Origin of the sequence: Paraburkholderia sp. GAS334 (assembly GCF_050436625.1) — a bacterium.
In the GTDB taxonomy this organism is placed as follows: domain Bacteria; phylum Pseudomonadota; class Gammaproteobacteria; order Burkholderiales; family Burkholderiaceae; genus Paraburkholderia.
Genome location: NZ_JBNDMO010000005.1, coordinates 388,292 through 411,724, shown reverse-complemented (window position 1 = coordinate 411,724; position 23,433 = coordinate 388,292). Strand labels below are relative to the sequence as shown.

Genomic DNA, 23,433 nt, shown 5'->3' with positions numbered 1-23,433 from the left:
TTTCAGATAATGCCGAGCGTTCGGCCAACTCGCGCGAACGCGTCGACGGCGCGATCGATCTGTTCAGGCGTATGCGCCGCACTCATCTGCGTGCGGATGCGGGCGCGGCCTTTCGGCACAACGGGAAACGAGAAACCGATGACATAGACACCCTCTTGCAGCAGCGCGTCGGCCATACGCGACGCGAGTTGCGCATCGCCAAGCATGACGGGAATGATCGGATGCTCGCCCGGCACGAGCTTGAAGCCGAGCGCGCTCATCGCACCGCGGAAATGCGCGCCGTTGGCGCGCACGCGCTCGCGCAGCTTCGCGCCTTCGTCGCTGGCGAGAAGTTCGAGCACCTTCAGCGATGCCGCGGCGATGCTCGGCGTCAACGTGTTCGAGAACAGGTACGGACGTGAACGCTGCCGGAGCAGTTCAACGATTTCCTTGCGCGCGGCGACGTACCCGCCCGATGCGCCGCCCAGTGCCTTACCCAGCGTACCCGTGATGATGTCGACGCGCGACAGCACACCGCAATGCTCCGGCGTGCCGCGTCCGCGTTCGCCGACAAAGCCGACTGCGTGCGAGTCGTCGACCATAACAAGCGCGCCGTAACGATCCGCGAGGTCGCAGATGCCCGCGAGGTCGGCGATGATGCCGTCCATCGAAAACACGCCGTCGGTGGCGATCAGCTTGAATCGCGCGCCAGCCGCATCGGCTTCGCGCAACTTTGCCTCAAGATCGGCGAGATCATTGTTCTTATAGCGAAAGCGCTTTGCCTTCGACAGCCGCACGCCGTCGATGATGCTCGCGTGATTCAGTTCGTCGCTGATGATCGCGTCGGATTCGTCGAGCAGGGTTTCGAACAAACCGCCGTTCGCGTCGAAACAGCTGGAGTACAGGATGCAGTCTTCCGTCTGCAGAAACGCCGAGATCTCGCGCTCCAGTTCCTTATGCACCGTCTGCGTGCCGCAGATGAAACGCACTGACGCCATGCCGAACCCGTCCCGATCAAGACCGTCTTTCGCCGCAGCAACCAGCCGCGGATCGTTAGCGAGACCGAGATAGTTATTTGCGCAGAAGTTCAGCACCTCGGCGCCGCCTTCGAGGCGCACGTCGGCCGATTGCGGACTGGCGATCACGCGTTCGGTCTTGTAAAAGCCATCGCTGCGAATCTGGTCAATCGTGCTGCGCAGATGGGCAAGAAAGGGATCACGCATGAATCAGGCTCCTGAATGGGTCGGCGGATCACGCCGTGGCAATAGCTCGCGGACCGGCAGCCTGTTATAGTCGGCTGTCAGCTTTACCGGATAAATTCGATTTTTCGAACTAAAGTTCGATATGTCGAACAACTTTAAACGATAGGTCACCCGATGGCAAGTTCCGGGACACGGCGCGCTTCGACTTTGTCCGCGCCCGCATCCACTGCCCAGTCCACCGCGACGGTCGCGGCGCCACCGCGCGTGGGCGAACAGATCCAGCGTTTGCGCGGCGAACGACGGATGACGCTCGACGACCTCTCGCGCGCAGCGGGCGTGTCGAAGTCGATGCTGTCGGAGATCGAGCGCGACAAGGCCAACCCGACGATCGCCGTGGCGTGGCGCCTGACGAATGCGCTCGGCGTCAGCCTCGATTCGCTGTTCGCGCAGCAGAAGCCGCCCGAAGCAATTGCCGTGTCCGGGCCGCACGAGATTCCGACGCTGAGCGGGCACGACGGCCGCTATCAATTGCGCGTGTGGGGGCCGATTGAACTGGCCGGGAAGTTCGAGTGGTACGAACTGACGCTGCAGCCGGGCGGGGCGCTCGTCTCGAACGCACACGAACCCGGCACGCGCGAACACCTGACAGTATTGAACGGCACGATCGAGATCGAGGCGGCGGGCACGCACCGCAAGCTGAAGGCCGCCGACACGGCGCGCTATATCGCCGACGAACCGCACGCGATCCGCAACATCGGAAAAGGCGACGCCAAAGCGTTGCTGGTCGTGATCCACGGGTGATGCTCCGATCTGATGTAACCCTTGCACGATAGCGCAGCGGCGAACATCTGGCGCCTCGGCCGAATGGCCGAGGTTGCGTCAACCACTGTATATTTGTACAGTACAGGTGGATTGACCGGAGCCGAACATGAACCATCCAAACGACCATGACCTTGCCGCGCTGCGCTTCCAGGCGGCAGCGCGCGATCTCGAACACATCGTGCGTCACATTGCAGAGCGCTACATCGCGCAGCAGGTGCCACTAACGTGGCGGTTGCTGCACGCGATCGAGGCGGAGGCGCTCGCCGATCTGGGATTTGCAAGCCGCCACGATGCGTTTTTGCTGGTGCTGTTTCAGCGCCCGGACGGCCTGCCGTACCCCGAGACTGACGACACCGCAGACTTCGGCGCATCAAACGCGTTGCCCGCTGTGTTCGCCTTCGCTGTCAGCGCCTATGACAAGGCGCGCAACGCATCCTCGCAGCCCGCGGCAGCGCATGCGGGGGCAATGCGCTCGCGGCGCACCCGGGCGTGGAAAGGCTGAACGGGCATGCCCGTTCAGTCCGGGCGCGCACTCGAACGCTCCCGTGCGTAGCCGTCGTTGCAGCGTCCTCCAGATTATTGCCAGCCGTGGAAGACCTCGTGCCTGGAAAATCCAGTCTGGATGACCTACACTGCCACGCAACTAACGGATATTCAATCATGGTCACTTCGCCTACTTCCTCGCAGTCGCACCGGCCATCGGCAGTCACCGATCTGTTCGACCAGCAAAGGGAAGACTGGCGTCGTGACCCACGCATTGCGTTCGACGCATGGCTGGCGGGACAAAATTTCCGCCGCTCGTCGGCCGAGGTGTATCGCGCGCAGTGGGGATTATTTCTAGACTGGTTGAAGGTTCGACGCAGAAGTCTCACGACTGTCGACATGCGGACCATTGCTGACTTCGTCGCGGGTCTCGATATCCGAAAACCGCAACGCGTCAGGTATTTGCGCCTGATCGAACGCGTTCTCGATCACGTCCGCGAGATCGAACTGGCATCGACGAACCCGGCGCGCTTCATTGCCCAGGACGGCGAAGCCGCCTGGCGCAATGCACGCGATAATGAGCCTACCGGATTCCTGACTTCGGTGGAGCGGTCAATGCTGGTCGCGCATCTGTTCTCGTCTTTGGCGGACCTCTCCATTGCAGCTCGATGGCGTGAACGTCGCGACCGCGCGTTGATTGCAGTTTTTCTCGGAGGCGGACTCAAGACGGGCGAAGCTCGAACGCTAACCATTAGTTGCGTGAATTCGGGTTCACCATGGGTTGTGGTCGAGGCGGCCAATCCCGCTTTTACACGACGCACACGGCTCTCGCCGTTCGCCGTGGCTGTCATGGATGCATGGCTGGCGGAACGGCGTCTCTCTGAACTGGCCGGCAACCTCGTATTTCCCGCGTCACCTTCCGGACGGCCGATGCACAAGGCCACGATGTTGCGATCGGTCGATGCACTTATCGAGACAGCGGGCATTGCAGGATCGCGCGCGGCGCGTGCAAGTCCGCATACGTTGCGCAATACGTTCGCGGCGGATCTGTTTGAAACCGGCGTCGAGCCAGAACTCGTTGGTCAGTGGCTCGGATTCATGCAACCTGTCTCCGCGAACCGACTGCATCGTGCGTGGCAAAACTGGACAGGTCAACAGGAAACACCTGCGTCCGACGAACCGGATCCTGCGTCGGCGAAGCGTTCCACCTAGGCGCCGGTCCGTGCGCGGGTGGAAATCTCCTCCCGACAGTGCTCACCTTTCGGCTCCCGAAACCGCTCACCTATATAGCGCGGTAAACAACGTAAGTTCGGACGCGCATCGCGCTGTCGCTACTCAGTTCTCCACTGATACGCGCTCGATGGACAAAAACCGGGCCACGGCCTCGAGCCTCGAATCGCCCAAGCCCGAAGAGTAGTCGCATTCTGGACACAGCAATTCGTAACGGTGATCGACCTGCGACAGCTCCGGTTCACCTTCCTCACATTTCGGGCAGTGCGGCGGAAGGGCGACCTGAGCGTCGGCCAAGGTTCCGATCGCGCCAAGTTCGTCGGGTGTCAAGCGTCCGGCACCTGCAAGCGCGCACAACAGGTCGGCGATCGCCGGGTCGATGCCTTCCTGCGCCCGCAGAACAGCGACTTCCTTGCTCAATGCATCAATTTCGTCCGACTGCTCGCGCACCTGCGCATCCAGGCGGTCGCCGCGAGCCTTTGCAGAAGCAATTTGCTGGATGAAGTCGAATTCCTTCCGGCTCGCGTCGCGCACGCCGGACTGATACGTCGCGGCCATGCTACGAAGCGAGTCCAGTTCGACCAGCATCGGTTTCACGCGGCGCTCGGCTTCGGCGACCGCATCCTTGATCTGCTGCGCATAGTGTTCCGTACTTTGGAGCATGTCCGTGTGCAGCGCGTCGATCCGGTCCCGCAATCCCGCATTGGTTGCCTGCTCGGTGTCGAGGCGTTTGCGGAGCGTCTCATTTTCCGCTTCGAGGCGGCGAACCGTCGCCCGCAGACTGTCCTGATGCGCCGATCCATGTGAATTTGCTGCAGCGAGCTCAGTTTCCAGTTCCCGGATCCGGTTCCAGGCTGAGTCGGCGCGAATTTCGGCGCGTTCGACAGCTTCTTCCGACGCGTCCCGACGAATCTCCGCTTCGCGGGTTTTCTGCTCGGCGGCCTGGAGCTGAGCCTGCATCGCCTCGCGATCTTCGTCGAGGGTGGAACGCGCGTGCGTCATCGCCTCCTGGAACAACTCACCCAGTAATTCACCCGCACGGTCTTCAAGTGCTTTCGGAATGGCGCCAACGCCAATACGCACCTTCGATGCGCCGCGAATGCGCTCCCAAAAACTGTCGATGTCCTTCGGAATGTCACTTGCGCTACCCGTTTGAGTCAGGTCGCGCACGGTCGCCATTGAAGGTCGTATGCCCAGGTCAAAAAAAAGTCGCTTGCATGCGTGAAGCGACAGTTCCTGACGGCGCGCGCCGTTTGCGCGCATCAACTCAAGTTCCTGGCGGATAGCCCGGCGTTCTTCGTCTGAGTTCATTCATGCCTCGATGAAACCACGATTCAGCGAATCATAACAATTTACGTAGTAAACGATACGAATTTATGCTTCGAGGTGTGGTTACTGCGCAGGTGCTGTCCTGGATCGCTTCCTGATCACGTCTGTTGCTCAATGAGAGGGAATTACCGTGAAACAAAACGAAGAATAGCCAATAAGCGACTGTAAATAAAGGAGATTACAACGTTGTCGGCAAAATTGGGACTGTTTCACGAAGCGTAATGATGGGCTCGATTTTGACGTCCGGAAATTTTCCGGCGACACCGCAAGGTTCTCGTTGAGAGTAATAGAAGTAAACACCCTTGAACCTAGGTTAAAAACGTTAACGCCGCGGCAAACCCTTACCTGGTAAGGATCTCCGGCCGGTGAGGTGAAGCTTTACGGGACAGTTGGTGAGGATTCGCGGGACGCCGCGGTGATGGGGTTCAGGGAGGTGGGTGAGATGGTTCAGGACAGTGAGTGAGCGGCTTCGGGAGCGCTGCCTGAGGTGAGGGTGCGGCAAAGGTGAGTTTTTTCGGGACCCGATCGGCCGGTGGGCCAGTATTGACCTGAAAGACGACTGAAGAAAGTTGAATTCCGCGGGTGAGCACCTGCGGGACGCTGCCAGGGCCTTCGTTTTGCCCGATTTTTGGCTCCAAAACGACGAGTGGTGAGTCATAACGGGACAGAACACGACTCGAAGGTGAGGTTTTTCGGGGCTCGGATGCCCAAACGCCCCATTTTTGGGCGGTTGAGTGCCTTGCGGTGAGTATTTACGGGAGTTGCGGTCATCGATGCCTTCACCTCGAATCATGATTTCTGGCATCGAGGGGCGCCAGAATCCGCAAAGGTGAGGAGATTCGGGACGTGAATCGGGATATCCATGGAATTCGACGATTGCCCTGCCCCGTGTGTCCATGGTGAGCTTTTTCAGGACCCCGGTTTCGTGATGCGTTCCAGACGGGTGAGGTTTTTCGGGGGATAGTTTGCGGTTACTCACCGGAAAGGCGCCGCCGGCGTTCGTCGGTGAGAAGACTTTTCGATCGATTCAAGATTGAATGGTGAGGAAATGCGGGAGGTGCGCTGGATTTTCCTCTTTGAGAGCACGGCGATCCATGAAAGCCTTTCGGTGAGTATTTACGGGAGCGTGTCCACCCCGAGACAAAGCTTGATGAATCGATGGTAAGTGCCGGGAATGATTGGCTATTTTTCTCAGGTTGCCGAAAGGTGAGAGTTTCCGGGACCCCCAATGCGCGACACGCCCGGCAGCCTTCGTTTGCCCAATGGTGAGCTTTTTCGGGAGTAAAAACGTTGATCTGGTGTGCCACTCGGACGACGATCCCGGGTAAACGGGCCTTCGCGAGCGTCAAAGGTGAGGTTTTTCGGGACTACGTTCCCTTCTATCGATCCTTTTGCCCGTCTGGACCCTCCTCCGCGGTGCCGGGCTGGACGGTCTTATCGATTTTCCCGGCTCAAAATGCCCGCACGGCCAGATCGAAGAGGTGTCCGCTCCGTTTTTTTCGATCCCCGTCGTCAAAATCATGGATTAGTGCTGCTTTGGGCGACCGGCGTCGCAAAATTGCGACGAAGTTGGTCGGTGAGTTGATACGGGAGCTGAAATTACCTCGAATATCGGGCTCAATTTGAACTACTTTTCCAGACCCCGCGACGGGCAACGCTCACCGCCGCGACTACAATTCAGCGGCGGTGAGGACTTACAGGAAGGGTTCGAGGTGAGTTGCCGTTCGTAAACACACTTCACCGGCAATGGTGAGAGGCGCCCTATAGACGTGCTTCACCGCAGCCGGTATCCTTTCGCCAAATCCCTCCTCGACCCGACGCATGGCCACGAAGCGCGCGAAGAAGACTGATGTGGTGAGCCCGAGCTCCGCCGAATTGCGCAAGGCCGTTGAGGCTATTGCCATTCAGCCTAAGAGCGGCAAGATCACACTGCTTACCCGGAAGCTGTTCAATGTGCTGCTTGCGGTGGCTCAGCAGGCAGACGAATCCGGCGACACCTATCGCGCGTTGCTGTCCGACATCGTCGCGAACTCTGCCTTCGATTCGAACGACACGGCGCTTGTTAAGGAGCATCTGCGGCGGATGGTGTCGGTGCAGGTGGAATGGAGCACGGGTACCTCGAGCCAGAAGCCTGGCCGCAAGTGGGGCATTTCCACATTGATCGCCGACGCGGAAATTCTTGAGGATCCGGCGACCCGGCGTGTGTGGGTGGAATTTTCATTCGCGCCGAAGATCAAGAAAAAGCTGCTCGATCCGGTGCAGTACGCGCGGCTGAGTCTGCAATTCCAGAGCCAGTTGCGTAGCAGTGCGGGTCTTGCGCTCTATGAAATCTGCGTTCGTTACCTGACGAACCCGAGCCATCTGACGATGCGCGAGGCTTGGGAGTGGTGGCGCCCTATCCTGTCTGGCACGCCGGACACTGAAGCCGGTGACGAAGCAAAGCGCGAATATAAGTACTTCAAGCGCGACTATCTTCGCCCCGCGATTGCGGAAGTGAATGCCGTGACCAACATCTTCGTCGAGCTGATCGAGCATCGCGAAGGCCGGAGGGTCGCGGAGATCCAGTTTCGCGTCACAGAGCGCAAGCAGCCGATGCTGGCGCTCGATGAACATCCGAACGTCTTTGACAGCACGCTCGTCGATCGGATGGTGAAGATCGGCATTCCGCTGAAAGAGGCGCAGACGCTCTACGCCGATAGTGAGGAAAACCGGATCCGTGCGGCCTTGCAGATGACCGAGCAGCGTATGCGCAGCACCACGTTGCCGCCGGTACGCAGCGCCCCGGCGCTGTTCAAGGACGCGTTGAAGAAGGGCTACGCCCCGCCGGTCGAAGCGCTGCCGTCTGTGGATGGCGTCAAGGGCATCGCGACCGCCGTGCCGGCGGACGATCTGAAGGCGCGGCTGCTTGGCGAATATTCCGCCTACCGTCGCAAGGAGGCGCGCGCACTTTACGACGAGCAGGGTGAGTCGGAACGGGATCTGGCGCGCCAGTCATTCGAGGAAGATGAGCTGCCGGCGCTGGGTGCGCATATGCGTGACGACTGGCGCCGTCGCGGCCTGGATTCGAAGCTCGCGGAAACGGCTTTCTTCGACTGGCTGGCTCGCAAGACGTGGGGCGATCCTACCGATGGCGATCTGCTCGCCTTCACCCTGAGCCAGTCCAGAGCCGCCTGACGCCGCGGCGTGCTATCGGGATGCCCGCCCGAGTCGGCACGCATCCCGAGTGGTTTGCTGCGTTACTTCGGCAGCAGCATCTGTTCAATCTGCTTCAGAATGTCATCGCGCTTTTCGCGCGAAAGCCCACGCAACCTGAGTTCCAGACGATCGTCCCCGTACGATTTCAAATCTCCAACCGTCATGCCGTCGAGCTTGATATCAAGTCGTTGGGCGTAGCGTTGACGCCCTGCTGGCTTTGAGCTTTCCTGTGCCGACGCCCTGCCCTTGACGATGTCAGCGACCTGTCGCGTGCTCAGGTCGTCAGAGAGGATCTTGTTGATCAGGCGTAGTGTCGCATCAGCGCCGCGCGCGCTGTGATATCTGCCGACCTGATAGGCCATGTTCGAGCCGAAGCGATCCGGCCGTGCAACCATTTCATGCATGACCGTTTCAGGTAGCTTGGAGATCGACAACGCGACGGCAACCGTCGATTCGTCGAGACCGAGGTGTTCCGCGAGTTCTTTCTGGCTTTGAAAATGTTTGTCGTCGAGAAAGCGCTTCCAGACGACGGCGTTATCGAAGACGGTCTGCGAATCGCGCTGAACATTGAGGTCGTAGCCGAGTTTGTAGCTCTGGATACCGATCGGGAGATCGATAACGATCGCCTTGACGGAGTCTTTGTTCGCCTCTTTCAATGCGCGAACACGGCGACCGCCGTCGCTGACGAAATAGCTCCCCGGACTGTCATAGTCAGGGATCACGTGGATCGCCTGTTGTTGCCCCTGCTTCGCAAGATTGACGGCGAGTTCGGCAATCGACGACTTCAAGTAGAAATGACGCGGATTGAACGGGCTCGGCTTGATCGTCTTCAGCGCAAGTTCAATCACCTGCCCGGGGCGGTACCCGTGTTCAATGCGCCAGGCGTGGTATTCGGCCGATTCACTCGCAGTCTGCGAGTGTGCTGTTTCGTCGGCGACGGCGACGACCGCGATGTCGGGTTGGCTCGAACGGCCTGGCGCCTCCGGAGACTTCGCGTCGTTGCGCTGGACGAGTCCATCAATGGCGTTAAGTCGATCAAGCGCGGTGCGCTTTTCGCTGCTGGTCGTATCCGGACGCGCCTGGAAGCCTTTTGCGAATTGAGAGGGTTTCATTCAGGGTCCTTTATGCGCATAAATTCAGGGAAGCAAGGCGGCGATCTCATTCGCGCACGCCCGTATTTCGAAGCTGGCGAGTTTAGCGCCGCGGTCGTTCATCTGCAGGACGGTCTGTCCAAGCGCCATAGCCTGTTTATAGGCTTCGCGCGTCGGGATCTGCGTTTTGAGCAACGGGAAACCGAGTTCTTCCAGCGCGCGCTTGAGTTCGCGGGTCAGCATGCGCTTCTCTTCTGTTTTGTTTAGAAGGAAGACCGCGCGAAGATCCTCATTCATAACCTGTGCCTGCTGAATGAGTTTGACGAGGCCCACGCTCGACCAATAGTCCGCAGGCGACGAAGAAGTGGGAATGACAGCAACGGTGGCGGCGAGCAGGACAACGCCGGAGACTTTCTCGGTGATGGACGGCGGGCAGTCAACGACAATGATGTCGTAGTCCCCGACGAACTTCTTGATCTCGCGATGGATCTGGCCGCCCGCCTCGGAAAGATTGACGACGGGAAACGGGATTCCCGACTCTCCATCAGACGATGCGCTTGCCCAGTGAACGAGGGTGTTCTGACCATCGGCGTCTACAACGAGGACGCGCTTGCCTTTTTCGTGGAAGGCGGCGCCTAGATGCATGGCGATGGTGCTCTTCCCGACTCCGCCTTTTTGTTGCGTGACCGCGATGATTTCAGCTGCCAATTCTTCACCTCATTTTTAGACGCTGATGGATTCTACCGTGATGAATTTTGATTTCAATGATTTTGTAGCTTAGGCACGACGAATTAACCATTCGGCCAAGGTTTATGCGCATAAACGGACGTGCCTCTGGTGATTTGGGCCGCGGAGGTGGTTTTCAGACCTGCGGACGCTAAGTGAACTTAGAGCGCGTTGAGAGCAGGCCGCTCGATTCATATCGATATCGCTGCGAGACGGATTGTGATTCTCGGGTCCTGCTTCCAATGCGTTTGCACGTCGACGGACCGGCGAGGGAGTCGCCCTGCGCTAACTGGCAGGTCTTGCCGGATTCGCGTTTATGCGCATAAACCAGGGGGCGGCGCTTCGCCTGTCGATAAAAAATGAGACGCGAGGTTGATGTTGCTTCCACCAGGCGTAGCAGTTGCCACAGTCGATCGAAATCCAGTTCTGCCACGCAAACTGAATGACCCGTAGGACGTGCCGGATCCGGAGAGCAATCGCGGACGCGTTTATTCGACGACCTACGATCAAAAGGCGCCGCATTCTGCAGTTGGGAGTCGCATGTGTTTGGCTACCCTCGATCTGAACGGAATGAAGATCTGGTTCTTCCCGGCGTCTCGTAGCCCTTCAATACCAACACTCCGTACCCAACTCCGGCAACAAGCACGCACCCCTTATCGCCCCGCGGGCAGCAACAGCTAGCGCTGCGGAATAGCGACGCTAAAAATCGAAAGCGACGAAAGTACGTGGACCGGCGACGCGAACACGAGCCGACATCACCCGAAAGCCGTCGCGCGGGCACGGACTTCGCAAATCGCGATGCCCGCCCTTCGTCCGATCCGGAAACGCATTCGAGAACCCGTCGACCATCCTCGCAACCCTAAGCCGGGAACGGCCAGAATCAGTACACTCTCAGTTGCTCAACGATCCGCAATCTGCATCCACTCATGATCACCATCTATCACAACCCTCGCTGCTCGAAATCGAGAGGCGCGTGCGACCTTGTCGCCAACGCCGTCAACCCGAAGAACGAACCGGTGGAAATCGTTGAATATCTGAAGAACCCGTTGACGGTCGCTCAACTGAAGGAGCTCAACCGGATGCTGGGTTGTCCCGTGCGCGACATGCTTCGCGACACTGAGCGGGAATTCAGCGAGTTGGGTCTCGCCGATGACGCGAAGACAGACAATCAGTTATACGAAGCAATCGCAGCGCATCCGATTCTGCTACAACGGCCGATCGTCGTGCGGAACGGGCGCGCGGTCATCGGTCGTCCGCCGGAGAACGTGGTAGCGCTGTTCGACGAGGCGGACGGTCAATAGCGAAGAAACAGCCTGATCAAAAGCAACGCATCGGTGCGCAAATCATCCCTGGGCTACAAGAACAGCATCTCGAGTGACGATTTTTGTGGGGATGATCCGTAGTTCAGCGAAGGTATCCGCGATACGCTGCTGTGAGGCCAGCACACTGGCGTCGACCGGTTTGTAGATGTGTTCGTAATGGCGAAGACCCGCTTCGATCACATTCGCATCGAGCCCCTGGATCGGCGCGAGCTGGGCCGCCGCCTCTGCGTAGTGGCCGCGCACCCATGCGCCTTCCTTGCCAACTTCTTCGATCACGATGGCTAGCACGTCGCCATTCTGTTGCGCGAATGGCCGTGCGCTCAGGAAGAACTGGTGATGATCCACGATGCCGCTCGCATCGGCGAGCAGTCGAGCGTTCGGTTGGCGCTTTGCCGCTTCGAGGAAGGGATCCCAGATCGCCCATGCGTCGATAGCGCCGCGCTCGAACGCGGCGCGTGCGTCCGCAGGCGGCAGGAAGACGGGCTGGATCTCGGAATACTTCACGCCCGCTTTCTGAAGCGCGGCAACCAGAAACCAGTGCACATCGGAACCCTTGTTGAGCGCTATTTTCTTGCCCTTCAGGTCCGCGAGCGTGTTGATCGACGCATCCCGGTGGACGAGGATGCCCTCGGCGTGCGGCGTCGGCACTTCATAGGCGGTGTAGACGAAGTTTGCGCCTGCTGCCTGCGCAATCACCGGCGGTGCTTCGCCCACGTAACCGAAATCGATCGCGCCGACGTTCAAGCCTTCGAGCAGTTGGGGACCTGCCGGAAACTCCGTCCATTTGATCGTCACGCCAAGCGGCGCGAGGCGTTTCTCGAGCGTCTGATGCGACTTGAGCAACACCAGTGTGCTCGCGGCCTTCTGGTAACCAATGCGCAGTTCCTTCGCCGACGCGTCAGCGAAAACGGGCAGGGCCGCCGCGGCCAGCGAGGCGCCAGCGCCGACGATAAATGCGCGACGCGTCAATGAAAAAGATCGTGACATAAGAGAGATTTCGACGTTTCGACGGACGCAAGACGGACCGATTGCGCCCAACAATAAAACGCCCGGCGACAAAAACGAACCGATGGATTCGCATAAGCAAATCACGTCGCCCTTTCGTGACGACCACTAGAACAGACCGGTGCGCCACACGCCGTATTGGCCGAATGGCCAGGATGTATCGCTCTTCAGCGCCCGCTACAATCCAGGTGTCCTTCTCATGTAGCCGCGTCAACCGACACCAGGAACCATCGTGCATCCCCGCAGACAATCGTCTCGGTGGTTGGGCTGGCTTTGACGCTCGTGTTATGAGGCGTCCTGACCTGACACGTGTTCGGATGGCGAAAACCAACGAACCGGTAACGCGATGCGCTTCAAACATGCCCGTCGCGTGCTGGCAGGAATTGACCGCTGACTGGCAACAGCGCGGTGCGCCCCGTCGCTAGACTGGTTAACTCAAGCCGGAGCGTTGCCGCGCACAACGCACGTTGCCCGTACTATGCCGATCTGGAGCCCTGCAATGCTGGAATTGAGACCGTCCTGCGAAGGTTGCGGCAAATCGCTGCCACCGCATGCCACCGACGCAATGATCTGCACATACGAATGCACATTCTGCGAGGTCTGCGCGCTAACCGTGCTGCGCAATGTCTGTCCGAATTGCGGTGGCAATTTTCAGCGCCGGCCGAATCGTCCGAAGGCGATGCTCGCGAAACATCCGGCGAGTGCGGAGCGGCACGAAGCGAAGATCGACGAGATGTCGCACGCCGGGTTTTTCGAGCGCTATCGCGCGACGCCACCGGCAGCGCGCTGATCGACATAGCCACCGCTGCGCACACGGCGGCGTTGCCGTGCCAGGAAGCTTACTCGTCCTGGCCAGCCTCGGGGCCGCGCGCGGTGCCGTTGATTTCCTGTGACGCTTCGCGCAGCAGGCTGATATGTCGCCGGTAGTTGCGACAACCGCTGCATGTCGGCAGATGAACGCCGATGGCGATCCACTCGCCCGCTGTCAACGGGCGGTCGAGCGCGTCGGATAACAGTCGCGTGATGTGCTTACACTTGCCCATTGGCATCCTCGCTAGAAAAGCCCTTCTCGGTGAGGCAGGTGCGCAATCGCAGTCGCGCCCGGTAGATCAGGACGCTGCAGTGATTTGCCGTCATTTGAAGTTCGGTGCAGATGTCGGCCGTCTCCAGTTCGAGAAACTCACGCATCATGAATACGCGCCCGATGTGTTCGGGTAGATGGTCGAGACAGATCTCGAACAGTTCCCAGAACTGCTGCTGACGCAACGCGGTTTCGGGCGTTGGCCACGGACGCGGCTTCGCCTGCGCCGACCAGTGGCCGTTCTCCTTGAACAGTTCACGGTCGAGCACGGATTCGTCGTCGAGTTCAGATTCGAGCGCCGAGATGTTCACCGTGCGATGCCGTGCACGCAACGTGTCGACCAGCTTGTGACGCAGGATGCCGAAGACCCATGTCTTGTGCTCCGACTGTGCCGCGAAGCGATCGGCCTGTGTCCAGGCTGCGGTGAGCGCTTCCTGAACTGCGTCCTCCGCGGCTGCTGCGTCGCGGAGTTGCAGTCGCGCGAAGCGCAGCAGGTCGCGCCGTAGTTGAGTCAGGTATGCAGGATCGTCGAATGCTGGCCGCGCCGGGGACGTCATACGCACCGCCCCTGCCGGACAAAGCCACACCCTGACAGATAAACCCGCGCCGCATCAGCACGCGCGTCCAGCGCATCGTGACCTGCCGCGCCCGCGCCCGACCGCACAATGTGCGGCGGTCGGGTTCCTGTGGTCGTCGATGTGATTGCATGATTGCTGTTGTCTCTGTCCGCGGAATCAATCGTATTCATGTGTGCGATGACGGGGTTGGTGCCGACGCGGGCTCAGGTGCGTGGCACGGTCAGAAAATAGCCTGTAACTCCCACCGCACGAAGCGAGCGCCGGCTTTGGGCACGCGGGTCTCGGTTCGCGGCGTGGATTGGCTCGAGCTTGCCTGCCCGCCATTCTCTCGCACGTTGTCGTGCCGCAAGACGAAATTCTGCGTGTCGCGGGCAGCAGCCCGGTTCAAGTCATCCCGGCTTTGTCGTGCGAATCACGGCTTTATGACAGGAGGCTTGCGAATTTCATCGGGCGCGCTGCAGAACGCATCGCGCCGACGCATTGCCCGCGCCCGAACGCGATGAAAAGGCATCCGGACAACGCTTCTCGTGAACGCGTCTTTCATCGCAAGAACCCGTTGTGGGCGATCCGAAAGGATCTGACTGAGCGCGAAGCAGACGTGTTACAGTGGGTCTTCCGCTTTCCCTCCGTCGATCGCTCGTGCGATGAAGCGAAAAGCTTCGCGTATCGACGCACGCCAGATCGGACACGATTCCTTCGCTCCCCGCCAGCCCGGATCCAACCGGGCCTGCTTTCCCAGAACTACACGCTGACGGATTGTGCGGATTTTTCCGCCCGACGTCATTTGCGCACGTCTTCACGCGTCACTGTCTTTCGCACCCATCGGCCCGAGCCGCTAACGTCGTGCGCAGCCAGCGATCAATGCATCCGGAGTCATCATGGACAACATCGTTAGAAGTTATCGGGGTCTCGAAATTTATCCACTTGTCTACCCGCATCAGCCGCGTGGCGTCGATGGATCGCATCACTACGATCAGGGCTTCGATGCCGCGGTCAGAATCTGCCGTCGCGGCGATGGCAACACGCTCACGTCGAGCCGTGTCTTTCGCGTCTCCAGCATCGTGCCGTTCGAGGGCGCGGGAGAAGCCCGTCGCGCGTCGACCGATCACGCTGAACGCATCATCGATGGCGAAATTGCGGGGCAGTCGATCGCCGGCCTTTGAATAGAAGGCCGCACATGCCGGCGGCCACCATCCGGCAGTTCGACTAATCGATTGAAAAGGAGAGATTTGAATGCAGCAGACGAGAACGAGCCGCGCTGATTACAACGTCACCGCGGCTTCATGCCGGACCACAAGCGGCACGCTGCCGACGCTGAAAGTTATACGTCTGCACGACAAACGGGTGATTTATCCGTTTCAGGGCAAGGCGGACATGCCGCTCTTCGAGAACGCAGCCGAAGCGCAGCATTACGCGGAAACCTACGGCTGGCATCTGGTCGACGCCGATATCGCGGTTCCCGAGTAAAGGCCGCGTCAGACGGTAGAGCGTCCGGGCAGCAACGTATCCGTGGACATCACTACTCAGGCGTCTTGGGCACCGTCGGAACGGGTTTGTAGCGCCACTTGCCCGCGCCGGAATCAATATGCACGGAATCCTGCTTGCGCCGCTCTGCGCGGGCGTCGTCTGCGACGGTGTACTCAATACGGCGATCACGCAAGGGGCGTGTCGCTTCGGGTCGGTAAGGCATGAGACCTCCGTTTTTTATCTGATCGTCAGGTTCCACTCCCCGGGAAAACATCATAGCCCGTTAAGGTTCGATGCCGCCGCGTGAGCAGTGGTTCAGTTATATGTTGTAACGTGTCCCGGGCTGCTGCCCCAGATTTTCTGTCGTTTATGCGTACCGGATGAAATACCGGGCGACTCCCTTGATGGACAAGGTTTGTAGCCCACTTATCCACAAGGTTGTTCAGCGAAACTGTGGATATCTCGGGCGCACCTCAGGTTATCCACTGGCGGCGGGCAGTGCGGCGCACCGACCCATCCGGCGAACGGCCCTTCTCCCTTCTGTCAACGCCCGCGCGGATGACCGCCTATGATTGACCATTCGGACCTTTCGCGCTTCACGCGCTCCAACCGAGGAAACGAAGATGGCTTATCAGATCGCGGTTATCGTAGGCAGCCTGCGTCGGGATTCGACAAACAGGCAACTGGCGCACGCGCTGACGTCGCTCGCGCCGGCCGACTTTTCGTTCGACTTTGTGGACATCGGCGGATTGCCGCTCTACAGCCAGGATTACGATGCCGATTTCCCGCCGGTCGCGCGGGAGTTCAAGCAGAAAATCCAGGCAGCCGACGGTCTGCTGTTCGTGACACCGGAATACAACCGTTCGATCCCCGGCGTGCTGAAGAACGCGCTCGACTGGGCCTCGCGGCCGTGGGGCAAAAACGCATGGGGCGACAAGCCTGGCGCGGTCGTGGGTACCTCGCCCGGCGCGACCGGTACGGCGCTCGCGCAGCAGCATCTGCGTAACGTGCTCGCATACCTCGATGTCGCGACGCTCGGCCAGCCGGAAATGTTCATCAAGCACAATCCGGCCGCGATCGATGAAAACGGCAAGATCCTCAGCGATGACACGCGCAAGTTCTTCCAGTCGTTTATCGATCGCTATGTCGCGTGGGTCAAAACGCATGGTGGAACGCGTTAGCGCCTCAAAAGCCCACTAGCGAAAGCACGCAAAAAGACGGCGCTTCCAGAAGGAGCGCCGCGTGTCCTGCTACACGCTGGACGAAAATTCAACCGGTTAAACGTGGTGGTGTCCGGTCACGCGATCCCAGCCGTGACGCACGGCCGCCTTGAAGCGTTCCCACGTATCGCCGTTAGGCGTCGTTTCCCAGTCACGACGGGCTTCGGGCTCGATATCTTCCCAGGGACGGTCGCGGTAACGCACGTCCTGACCCATCTTCGCGCCGTAGTGATAGGCGCCCGAATAGTCTTCGTAGCGCGCGCCCTGGCCGGCATATTTCTCGTCATAGTGACCGCGGAAGTCCTCCTCGTACTCGAGAAATTCGTCCGGAATTGGCGCGCCTATGCTGCCACCGCCAGCTGCGGGCGCGGCGGGCGCCATGTACGCGCCTGATCCCGGCACGGCGCCTGTTGAGACAGCGCGCGCCGCGTCGTCGTAACGCCCCGGCGTGTCGTAGCTTGCCGGCGTGCCGGCCAACGGCGCGTGGTCGCGTGGTTGAACGCGCATTGGGTCGGCGCCGCCGGGCGGATCGACCGGGTCAACCGATGGCCGTACCGCAGCCGAAGGCGCCTGCGGCACCGGCTCGCTGACCGGCCGCGTGGACGGCGAAAGCGGCGGCGGCATGGCGCCAGCCGCGCCGATGCCCAGTTCATCGAGTATCGAATGGTCGCGGGCGGTTGTCGTGTCCACCATCGGTGAATCCCAGTTCGGCGAGCGTTCGCCTGTTTCGATCGCACCAAGCTTCTTCAGCGTCCGTTCGGCGAGTTCCGCGTGCGACCCGCTCGCTGCGCTCACGCACACGAGTACCGCGCCGCGACGTACAGCGTCGGTGTAGCGCGCAGTCATTGCCGGATCGGCGGGCCGAGGTCCAGAGGCGAAGAGGCTCGACAGAAAACGCTCGATGTTCGCGATGAATCCGTGTCCGGCGGCATTGGGGTCGGCGGCTGGGTCGATTTCGGCTCCGGACGGCGGAACAGGATTGGCCTGCAGTTCGATGTCGGAGCGGGCGAAACCGGTCTGTACGAGCGTGTCGCGCGCGGTTTCGGCCTCGGTGTAAGTGTCGAATAACCCTATCACTGTGTGTCGCATGGCTGCCTCCCTCCAGTTTTGCAGGACCGGTCCGGTGAGGCCGGATCGCGCGGCGCGAGGCGCGTCGCCGTCCAACTATCAGAGTGACGCAACGATCATGCCGGGTCGTCAGACGCCTCGTGCCAGGCCGCGCCCATGGCGCATCGGCGGATGCGTCGACGCTGCCGCCCCGACGCCCGCGCATTTTTTACAACATCACGTAATTAGCACTGCGGACGGGCGTCGAATCAGTCGCGTTCGGCTAATCAGCCGGATGCGTCGGGGTAAGCGTGCCTTGAATGGTTTGCAGAATCTTGTCGAGGAGGGCGATATCGAACGGTTTCGACAGCACGCGTACATCGACATGACGCGCCCGTTCCAGTTCTTCCGCGTAACCGGTCACGAGAATCACCGGCAGCTTTGGCTCGAACGCGAGAACCGCTTCCGCGAGGTCAATGCCGTTCATCGCGCCCGGCATGTGGATGTCGGAAATCACGAGGTCGAACGGCAGCGGTTCGGCGGTTTTCAGCTGCCGCGCGTGGGCGTCGTCGAAGAGCTGAATGGCGGCGTCGGCGTTGAACGCGCAGGTGATCTCGTGCCCCATCATTTGCAGCAACGCTTCGGTTCCTGCAGACACCTCTTCGTTGTCCTCGACGAGCAGAATCCGCAGGCCCTGTTGCGGCGTGGACGGTTTGTCCGCGCCCGGCTCAATGGGATAAACGATATTCGGCGCAGCCTCGGCGCGTGGCAGATACAGACGCACCGACGTGCCGGCGCCGATTGCGCTGTCGATCGCGGCGAGACCGCCTGAGCGCTCGCAGAACGCGAACACCTGCGGCAGACCGAGGCCCGTGCCCATGCCTTTCGGCTTTGTTGTGAAGAGCGGTTCGAACGCGCGCGCGAGCACCTCGGGCGGCATGCCGACGCCCGTGTCTTCGAGGGAAATCTGCACGAAGTCGCCGGTCAGCGGAAAGCCGTCGTCATGCCGGAACGCGACGTTACTCGCACGCAGTGTGAAGCGCCCGCCGTTCGGCATCGCGTCGCGTGCATTGACCGCGATGTTGATCAGCGCAAGCTCAAGTTCGGCGACGTCGACGCGCGTCGGCCAGACGCCCGCGCTTACGTCGACGACGAGCGCGACCTTCGCGCCAAGCGATGCCGCCAGCAGCTCGCGACTGCCAGGCAGCCAGCGTCCGACGTCGATCGTTTCGTTACGCAGCGGCTGCTTGCGCGCGACGCCGAGCAGTTGCCGCGTCAGCGACTGGCCGCTTTTCAGTGCGCGCTCGACGGCGGACAGTTCGCGGTCGAGCCCGGGCGCGCCACGCCAACGCGCGATCTGCACGTTGGTCGAGACGATCATCAGCAGGTTGTTGAAATCATGCGCGACGCTGCCGACCAGGTTCCCCAGCGCTTCCATCTTGCGCGACTGCCGGTATGCGGATTCGATCGAACGACGCATCGATGCTTCCGCCTGCCAGCGCTCCCACGCTTCTTCTTCCGCGCCGAGGCGTTTGAGCGATAGCCAGATCACGCACCACAACACAATCGATGGCATGAACATCGACAGGATCAGCAGGCTTAGATGGCGATACCAGCCCGCCCAGATCGCCGACGTGCGATAGCCGCACGACACGTACACCGGATACGACCCGACGCGGCGGAACGCGAGAATCACGCTGTCGCCGTCCGCGCCGCGCATCTTGACGACGCCCGCGCGACGGCCTTCCGACAGCGCTTCGGTGAACGGCGAGCGGGGCGCGGTGAGCGCCGGCTCGCGCAGCCGCTGCGGATATTGCGCGAGCGGGGCACCGTCGGCGCGGGTGAGGCCGAGAGTCATCGGCGCATCGTCGCCGCCGAGGAGTTCGCGATAGAACGCATTGAAGTAACTCGGCCGCAGCGCAACGGAGACGACGCCAGCAAAAGCCCCAGTCTCGTCATGCCGCGCGACACCGGTGTTGAACACCAGTTCGCCGGCGACGTGGCCGGCCATCACCTTCGAAACATGCTCGATCACCTTGTTATCGCGCACGCCGGTGAAATCGTCTCGGCCGGCGATCGAGACTGGCGGCGCCGGATAAAAGCGGCTGCTCACGAGTAGCTCGCCCTCATGGTTGAAGATCGACACCGCGGCGACCTGCGGATAGCCGCCGCCCATCGTGCGCAGCTTTTCGTGGATCCCGGCTTCGCGATCGCGGATGCCGTCGTCGTCGAGCCCGTTCACCAGGTCCACGACGCGCGCGTCGAGCGCTTCGTTCATGTCGAACACTTTCAACGCGTGTTCTTCAGCGACGCGCACGGTGCGCAACGTGACATCGGTCGCGTCGGATTCGCGCGCTTTCAGGTCGCTCCACGCCATCGTCGCAACGTAGATGCACGGCAGCACGACGGCTGCAACGAGCAGCGCGATCAGCGTCAGGCGTCGGATCGCGAAATGATGTTCGGGAGGCGCGGCCGGGAACAGTGTTTCGTCGCGCCGGCTGGCAGGAGGGCGGCTCGCTCGGGACAGGTCGGGCCGGTCAGGGTTCATCGTCGGGAAAGGCTGGAATCGTCGGAAAACGGGGACACCGCGTATGACATCATAAACGAGAAGAAAGTCAGCCCTCGATTTGTGCATTGGCCCAGAGAAGGCTTTTCCGCCCCGCGCGCCGTCTGAAGTGGTTTTTTCGCGAGGCGGATCCAATCAGCGACAAATCCCGAAGCGCAAACGTACACAAAAGGATAAAAGCGAACTTTATATAGTCATGCTGAAACGAGTTTTCTGAATTAAAGCCAATATTGGGTCATTTCTGTTCGCCGATTCCATTTTGGCGCGTTGCTTTTTCGCCAGTTTAATTCAAGAATTATTCTTACGACAATTATGCGTCCGCCATGTTCGGACGTATCTCCCGCGGGGCCCGTCAGACAACGTGCGCATAACGCATGCTGTGGAGGCTCGCGGATGCAGGCGCGAAGGCACCGGGGTCCAAGGTCGTCTACTGCCGCGCCGGTTCACGTACGGGGTAGGCTTCCACCATGCCGGATTGTGTCGTCGTTGTTCGCGCTCACGCACCTTGCCGTGCGCGAGCCGGTTTCGCGCATTCCGCCGTTTGCGGCGTTGCGTGTCCGTATTCTTTTGATTTTTCTCCGCTTTTTCGCTCGCGTGGCCGGTCCGACGGCTCAAGAACGGCGTATCGCCGCCGTTAACCCGATTGAGCCAATAACGTCTTCCGACCGCCGCCATGCCTTTGCCCATTGTGATTGCCGACGACTCGCTTCTTGCTCGCAAGGTGCTGACCAAAGCCCTTCCGCAGGACTGGGATGTCGACATCGCCTATGCGTCGAATGGCGTCGAGGCGCTCGATCTGTATCGCGCCGGCAAGGCTTCCGTGATGTTCCTCGACCTGACGATGCCCGACATGACGGGCTTTCAGGTGCTCGAAGCGCTCCAGCATGAGGACCTCAATACGTTTGTGATCGTCGTGTCCGCCGACGTTCAGCCGATGGCGCAGGCGCGTGTGCGCACACTCGGCGCCATCGCGTTCGTCGCCAAGCCGGTGACGCCCGAGGCGGTACTGCCCATCCTCAAGGAGTACGGGTTGTATGTCTGAGCCAGCCCTGAACGAAGACCAGCGCGACGCGCTGCAGGAGGTCGCCAATCTGGCGATGGGTCAGGCCGCGACCCGTCTCGCGACATTGCTCGACACGTTCATCGAGCTGTCGGTGCCGCGCGTGCGCGTGGTGGACGTAAGCGAGGCGGCCGAGGCCCTGCGCGAAATGACCGGCATCAACGAAGCCGTCACCGCGGTCAGACAGGGTTTTCGTTCCGACATCAAGGGTGAGGCGCTGGTGATCTGCCGCAGCGGCAGCATCGCGCAACTGTGCGCGCTCGTGAATGATCCGTATGTCGGCTCGGCGTACGAGTCCGTCTCGCAGGAAGAACTGATTTACGACGTGGCGAACGTGCTGACGGGCGCCTGTGTGTCGTGCATTCTCGACCAGCTTGGCCGCACGCCGGTGTTTTCGGCGCCGGGGCTGCTTGGCGCCGCCATGTCGCTCGACGACGTGTTCCAGCCGAAGGTGCTCGCGTGGGAAGTCGCGCTGCTGGTCGAAGTGAATTTCGCGCTGGAAGACCAGAGCTTCCGCGCCCATCTCGTGATGTTGATGGCGGAAGACTCGATCCGTCACATGAATGAAGCGCTCGACGCGCTGCTGTCCAGTCTATGAATGAAATGTCCGCGTCCTTGAGCGATCTGGTTGTCGAGCGTGTGGGCTTCGGCATCTTTGTGCTCGACCGCGACATGAACGTGCTGATGTGGAACCGGTTCATGCACGACCACAGCGGGCTCTCCGCGGAGCAGGTGGTCGGGAAATCGATATTCGCGAGCTTCCCGGAGCTGCCGCGCGTGTGGCTCACGCGCAAGCTCGAAAGCGTGTTCCAGCTGGGCAGCTTTGCATTCAGTTCGTGGGAGCAGCGTCCGTATCTGTTCAAGTTCGACCACGACCGGCCCATCACCGGCGGCGTCGATTTCATGCAGCAGGACTGCACCTTCATGCCGCTCACGCGCGACCGCGAAGTGGTGGCCGTCTGCGTGACGATTTCCGACGTGACGGCGGTCAGCATTGTGCAGCGCGAACGCGAGGAGGCGGTGGCGAAGTTGCAGGAATACGCGGACTGCGACGGCCTGACGGGTATCGCGAACCGACGTTATTTCGAGTCGCGGCTGCGCGACGAATACACCCGCTGGCAGCGGTACGGCGGCGACCTGTCGGTGCTGCTGTTCGATCTTGACCACTTCAAGAAGATCAACGACCGGTTCGGACACGTGGTCGGCGATACGGTGTTGCGCGTGATGGCGCAGCGTGTCGCGGAAGTGGTGAGGGTTCAGGATACCTTCGGCCGGTTCGGCGGCGAGGAGTTTGCGCTCCTGCTGCCGTGCACGCCGCTGGAAGACGCCATGCTGGTCGCCGAAAAGATCCGCCACAAGATCGGCGACACAGCGATCGACGTGCAGGGCACGCTGGTGCCCGTGACGGCGAGTGTCGGCGGCGCTTGCGCGCGTACCGGCGTGCCGGCCTACGAGGTGCTGATCAACGAAGCCGATGCCGCGCTGTATAGCGCGAAACGACAGGGACGCAACCGCTCGGTCGCGTTCAACTGATTGCGGGCGTTCAGCGGCCGATGCCTGCGATGCGTACTTTCAGTTCCTCGAGCGATGGCGTCGAACCCTCGACACGCGGCGCTGCGATAAGCAGGCCGGGCTCCGGGCGGCTGTCTCCGTCGGGCGTGACTCCGATGAACGACTCCTGGATCAGCTTGTCGAGCGTCGCGTGGCCGGTCTGAATGCTGGCGGTGACCGACGTCTTTTCAATCGATTGCAACGGGCTGTATTCGTGCCGCGCGGCGTGAACCTCGCACGTTGCAGCGAACAGTAATAACGATGCAGTGGTGAGCCGGATAGAACGTTTCATGATATTTCCTGTTAGTCGCGGTTTAATCGGCAGGCGCGATCTGTCTTCTCCGGGTGCAATTGGCCGGAGAAATGAAGTCGTATTGATTAACGCGGGCGTGATGTGACCGGCGACCTGTCGCACGCATCGTCGCGACGCTGTGCCATGTCTCGATAAATCGCGTAACCGATGCCTGTTGGGCGCCACG

23 protein-coding genes are annotated in these 23,433 nt (G+C 60.7%); 12 read left to right on the top strand and 11 right to left on the bottom strand.

The genetic code is table 11. The annotated features are described in order from the left end of the window. Window positions 1-2 precede the first annotated feature (2 nt). The gene (locus P3T21_RS12805; protein WP_429256294.1) at window positions 3-1,202 is read right to left on the bottom strand and encodes a glycine C-acetyltransferase; all 1,200 of its coding nucleotides are present in this window, start codon (window positions 1,200-1,202) and stop codon (window positions 3-5) included. A 153-nt stretch (window positions 1,203-1,355) separates the two neighbouring features. Here P3T21_RS12805 and P3T21_RS12800 point away from each other — a divergent pair, with 153 nt between their 5' ends. The 3 genes from P3T21_RS12800 (at window position 1,356) to P3T21_RS12790 (ending at window position 3,698) form a co-directional block, all read left to right on the top strand. Then, a complete protein-coding gene (locus P3T21_RS12800) occupies window positions 1,356-1,982 on the top strand; it encodes a helix-turn-helix domain-containing protein (RefSeq protein ID WP_429256293.1) in 627 nt (208 codons plus the stop codon). A 127-nt stretch (window positions 1,983-2,109) separates the two neighbouring features. Further along, a complete protein-coding gene (locus P3T21_RS12795) occupies window positions 2,110-2,505 on the top strand; it encodes a DUF2471 family protein (RefSeq protein WP_429256292.1) in 396 nt (131 codons plus the stop codon). Window positions 2,506-2,663: 158 nt separating this feature from the next. Further along, window positions 2,664-3,698 (top strand): tyrosine-type recombinase/integrase, encoded by a 1,035-nt coding sequence (locus P3T21_RS12790; protein WP_429256291.1) that lies wholly within the window; start codon window positions 2,664-2,666, stop codon window positions 3,696-3,698. Window positions 3,699-3,821: 123 nt separating this feature from the next. Here the strand turns inward: P3T21_RS12790 and P3T21_RS12785 are convergent, their stop codons facing one another. Next, window positions 3,822-5,027 carry a DNA-binding protein gene (locus P3T21_RS12785; RefSeq protein WP_429256290.1) on the bottom strand — a complete coding sequence of 402 codons (1,206 nt, stop codon included), beginning with the start codon at window positions 5,025-5,027 and terminating at the stop codon, window positions 3,822-3,824. 1,839 nt (window positions 5,028-6,866) lie between these two features. Between P3T21_RS12785 and P3T21_RS12780 the strand changes: the two genes are divergently transcribed. Beyond that, complete coding sequence (locus tag P3T21_RS12780) at window positions 6,867-8,219, top strand: replication initiation protein (RefSeq protein WP_429256289.1); 1,353 nt, start codon at window positions 6,867-6,869, stop codon at window positions 8,217-8,219. 62 nt (window positions 8,220-8,281) lie between these two features. Here the strand turns inward: P3T21_RS12780 and P3T21_RS12775 are convergent, their stop codons facing one another. Beyond that, window positions 8,282-9,352 (bottom strand): ParB/RepB/Spo0J family partition protein, encoded by a 1,071-nt coding sequence (locus P3T21_RS12775; RefSeq protein ID WP_429256288.1) that lies wholly within the window; start codon window positions 9,350-9,352, stop codon window positions 8,282-8,284. A gap of 24 nt (window positions 9,353-9,376) precedes the next feature. Then, window positions 9,377-10,039, bottom strand: a complete 663-nt coding sequence (parA, locus tag P3T21_RS12770) for a ParA family partition ATPase (RefSeq protein ID WP_228883103.1) — start codon at window positions 10,037-10,039, stop codon at window positions 9,377-9,379. Window positions 10,040-10,983: 944 nt separating this feature from the next. Here parA and arsC point away from each other — a divergent pair. Continuing rightward, window positions 10,984-11,358: an arsenate reductase (glutaredoxin) gene (gene arsC / locus P3T21_RS12765; protein ID WP_429256287.1), complete on the top strand. Its 375-nt coding sequence runs from the start codon at window positions 10,984-10,986 to the stop codon at window positions 11,356-11,358. Between the two features lie 42 nt (window positions 11,359-11,400). Here arsC and P3T21_RS12760 read toward each other — a convergent pair whose 3' ends face one another. Further along, window positions 11,401-12,366: a sulfonate ABC transporter substrate-binding protein gene (locus P3T21_RS12760; protein ID WP_429256286.1), complete on the bottom strand. Its 966-nt coding sequence runs from the start codon at window positions 12,364-12,366 to the stop codon at window positions 11,401-11,403. A 517-nt stretch (window positions 12,367-12,883) separates the two neighbouring features. On the opposite strand from P3T21_RS12760, the gene P3T21_RS12755 reads away from it, so the two are divergent. Next, entirely contained in the window at window positions 12,884-13,174 is a 291-nt protein-coding gene (locus P3T21_RS12755) for a DUF1272 domain-containing protein (protein ID WP_429256285.1), read from the top strand. A 49-nt stretch (window positions 13,175-13,223) separates the two neighbouring features. On the opposite strand, the gene P3T21_RS12750 is transcribed toward P3T21_RS12755, so the two are convergent. Both P3T21_RS12750 and P3T21_RS12745 read right to left on the bottom strand, forming a co-directional pair. Further along, window positions 13,224-13,433: a zf-HC2 domain-containing protein gene (locus P3T21_RS12750; protein WP_429256284.1), complete on the bottom strand. Its 210-nt coding sequence runs from the start codon at window positions 13,431-13,433 to the stop codon at window positions 13,224-13,226. After that, on the bottom strand, window positions 13,414-14,022 hold the full coding sequence (locus P3T21_RS12745) for an RNA polymerase factor sigma-70 (RefSeq protein ID WP_429256283.1): 609 nt from the start codon (window positions 14,020-14,022) through the stop codon (window positions 13,414-13,416). Before P3T21_RS12745 ends, P3T21_RS12750 begins: the two co-directional genes overlap by 20 nt. An 899-nt stretch (window positions 14,023-14,921) precedes the next feature. On the opposite strand from P3T21_RS12745, the gene P3T21_RS12740 reads away from it, so the two are divergent. Both P3T21_RS12740 and P3T21_RS12735 read left to right on the top strand, forming a co-directional pair. Continuing rightward, window positions 14,922-15,206 (top strand): hypothetical protein, encoded by a 285-nt coding sequence (locus P3T21_RS12740; protein ID WP_429256282.1) that lies wholly within the window; start codon window positions 14,922-14,924, stop codon window positions 15,204-15,206. Between the two features lie 70 nt (window positions 15,207-15,276). Beyond that, window positions 15,277-15,510 carry a DUF6723 family protein gene (locus P3T21_RS12735; protein ID WP_429256281.1) on the top strand — a complete coding sequence of 78 codons (234 nt, stop codon included), beginning with the start codon at window positions 15,277-15,279 and terminating at the stop codon, window positions 15,508-15,510. A gap of 52 nt (window positions 15,511-15,562) precedes the next feature. Here P3T21_RS12735 and P3T21_RS12730 read toward each other — a convergent pair whose 3' ends face one another. After that, a complete protein-coding gene (locus P3T21_RS12730) occupies window positions 15,563-15,733 on the bottom strand; it encodes a hypothetical protein (protein ID WP_429256280.1) in 171 nt (56 codons plus the stop codon). 400 nt (window positions 15,734-16,133) lie between these two features. On the opposite strand from P3T21_RS12730, the gene P3T21_RS12725 reads away from it, so the two are divergent. After that, on the top strand, window positions 16,134-16,691 hold the full coding sequence (locus P3T21_RS12725; RefSeq protein WP_429256279.1) for an NADPH-dependent FMN reductase: 558 nt from the start codon (window positions 16,134-16,136) through the stop codon (window positions 16,689-16,691). 96 nt (window positions 16,692-16,787) lie between these two features. Here the strand turns inward: P3T21_RS12725 and P3T21_RS12720 are convergent, their stop codons facing one another. Beyond that, on the bottom strand, window positions 16,788-17,819 hold the full coding sequence (locus P3T21_RS12720) for a hypothetical protein (protein ID WP_429256278.1): 1,032 nt from the start codon (window positions 17,817-17,819) through the stop codon (window positions 16,788-16,790). Between the two features lie 241 nt (window positions 17,820-18,060). Then, complete coding sequence (locus P3T21_RS12715; protein ID WP_429256277.1) at window positions 18,061-20,325, bottom strand: ATP-binding protein; 2,265 nt, start codon at window positions 20,323-20,325, stop codon at window positions 18,061-18,063. 691 nt (window positions 20,326-21,016) lie between these two features. On the opposite strand from P3T21_RS12715, the gene P3T21_RS12710 reads away from it, so the two are divergent. Genes P3T21_RS12710 through P3T21_RS12700 form a run of 3 tightly spaced genes read left to right on the top strand, consistent with a single transcriptional unit; the run spans window position 21,017 to window position 22,936 of the window. Continuing rightward, window positions 21,017-21,385: a response regulator gene (locus P3T21_RS12710; RefSeq protein ID WP_429256276.1), complete on the top strand. Its 369-nt coding sequence runs from the start codon at window positions 21,017-21,019 to the stop codon at window positions 21,383-21,385. Continuing rightward, complete coding sequence (locus tag P3T21_RS12705; protein WP_429256275.1) at window positions 21,378-22,001, top strand: chemotaxis protein CheC; 624 nt, start codon at window positions 21,378-21,380, stop codon at window positions 21,999-22,001. Before P3T21_RS12710 ends, P3T21_RS12705 begins: the two co-directional genes overlap by 8 nt. Then, window positions 21,998-22,936 carry a GGDEF domain-containing protein gene (locus P3T21_RS12700; RefSeq protein ID WP_429256274.1) on the top strand — a complete coding sequence of 313 codons (939 nt, stop codon included), beginning with the start codon at window positions 21,998-22,000 and terminating at the stop codon, window positions 22,934-22,936. Before P3T21_RS12705 ends, P3T21_RS12700 begins: the two co-directional genes overlap by 4 nt. 10 nt (window positions 22,937-22,946) lie before the next feature. On the opposite strand, the gene P3T21_RS12695 is transcribed toward P3T21_RS12700, so the two are convergent. Then, a complete protein-coding gene (locus tag P3T21_RS12695; protein WP_429256273.1) occupies window positions 22,947-23,246 on the bottom strand; it encodes a hypothetical protein in 300 nt (99 codons plus the stop codon). Window positions 23,247-23,433: the final 187 nt, after the last annotated feature.

What these genes read in the sequence shown, in the direction of transcription:
- P3T21_RS12805 (WP_429256294.1), bottom strand. Translation starts at nt 1,202, where the DNA reads ATGCGTGATCCCTTTCTTGCCCATCTGCGCAGCACGATTGACCAGATT.
- P3T21_RS12800 (WP_429256293.1), top strand. Translation starts at nt 1,356, where the DNA reads ATGGCAAGTTCCGGGACACGGCGCGCTTCGACTTTGTCCGCGCCCGCA.
- P3T21_RS12795 (WP_429256292.1), top strand. Translation starts at nt 2,110, where the DNA reads ATGAACCATCCAAACGACCATGACCTTGCCGCGCTGCGCTTCCAGGCG.
- P3T21_RS12790 (WP_429256291.1), top strand. Translation starts at nt 2,664, where the DNA reads ATGGTCACTTCGCCTACTTCCTCGCAGTCGCACCGGCCATCGGCAGTC.
- P3T21_RS12785 (WP_429256290.1), bottom strand. Translation starts at nt 5,027, where the DNA reads ATGAACTCAGACGAAGAACGCCGGGCTATCCGCCAGGAACTTGAGTTG.
- P3T21_RS12780 (WP_429256289.1), top strand. Translation starts at nt 6,867, where the DNA reads ATGGCCACGAAGCGCGCGAAGAAGACTGATGTGGTGAGCCCGAGCTCC.
- P3T21_RS12775 (WP_429256288.1), bottom strand. Translation starts at nt 9,352, where the DNA reads ATGAAACCCTCTCAATTCGCAAAAGGCTTCCAGGCGCGTCCGGATACG.
- arsC (WP_429256287.1), top strand. Translation starts at nt 10,984, where the DNA reads ATGATCACCATCTATCACAACCCTCGCTGCTCGAAATCGAGAGGCGCG.
- P3T21_RS12760 (WP_429256286.1), bottom strand. Translation starts at nt 12,366, where the DNA reads ATGTCACGATCTTTTTCATTGACGCGTCGCGCATTTATCGTCGGCGCT.
- P3T21_RS12755 (WP_429256285.1), top strand. Translation starts at nt 12,884, where the DNA reads ATGCTGGAATTGAGACCGTCCTGCGAAGGTTGCGGCAAATCGCTGCCA.
- P3T21_RS12750 (WP_429256284.1), bottom strand. Translation starts at nt 13,433, where the DNA reads ATGCCAATGGGCAAGTGTAAGCACATCACGCGACTGTTATCCGACGCG.
- P3T21_RS12745 (WP_429256283.1), bottom strand. Translation starts at nt 14,022, where the DNA reads ATGACGTCCCCGGCGCGGCCAGCATTCGACGATCCTGCATACCTGACT.
- P3T21_RS12740 (WP_429256282.1), top strand. Translation starts at nt 14,922, where the DNA reads ATGGACAACATCGTTAGAAGTTATCGGGGTCTCGAAATTTATCCACTT.
- P3T21_RS12735 (WP_429256281.1), top strand. Translation starts at nt 15,277, where the DNA reads ATGCAGCAGACGAGAACGAGCCGCGCTGATTACAACGTCACCGCGGCT.
- P3T21_RS12730 (WP_429256280.1), bottom strand. Translation starts at nt 15,733, where the DNA reads ATGCCTTACCGACCCGAAGCGACACGCCCCTTGCGTGATCGCCGTATT.
- P3T21_RS12725 (WP_429256279.1), top strand. Translation starts at nt 16,134, where the DNA reads ATGGCTTATCAGATCGCGGTTATCGTAGGCAGCCTGCGTCGGGATTCG.
- P3T21_RS12720 (WP_429256278.1), bottom strand. Translation starts at nt 17,819, where the DNA reads ATGCGACACACAGTGATAGGGTTATTCGACACTTACACCGAGGCCGAA.
- P3T21_RS12715 (WP_429256277.1), bottom strand. Translation starts at nt 20,325, where the DNA reads ATGAACCCTGACCGGCCCGACCTGTCCCGAGCGAGCCGCCCTCCTGCC.
- P3T21_RS12710 (WP_429256276.1), top strand. Translation starts at nt 21,017, where the DNA reads ATGCCTTTGCCCATTGTGATTGCCGACGACTCGCTTCTTGCTCGCAAG.
- P3T21_RS12705 (WP_429256275.1), top strand. Translation starts at nt 21,378, where the DNA reads ATGTCTGAGCCAGCCCTGAACGAAGACCAGCGCGACGCGCTGCAGGAG.
- P3T21_RS12700 (WP_429256274.1), top strand. Translation starts at nt 21,998, where the DNA reads ATGAATGAAATGTCCGCGTCCTTGAGCGATCTGGTTGTCGAGCGTGTG.
- P3T21_RS12695 (WP_429256273.1), bottom strand. Translation starts at nt 23,246, where the DNA reads ATGAAACGTTCTATCCGGCTCACCACTGCATCGTTATTACTGTTCGCT.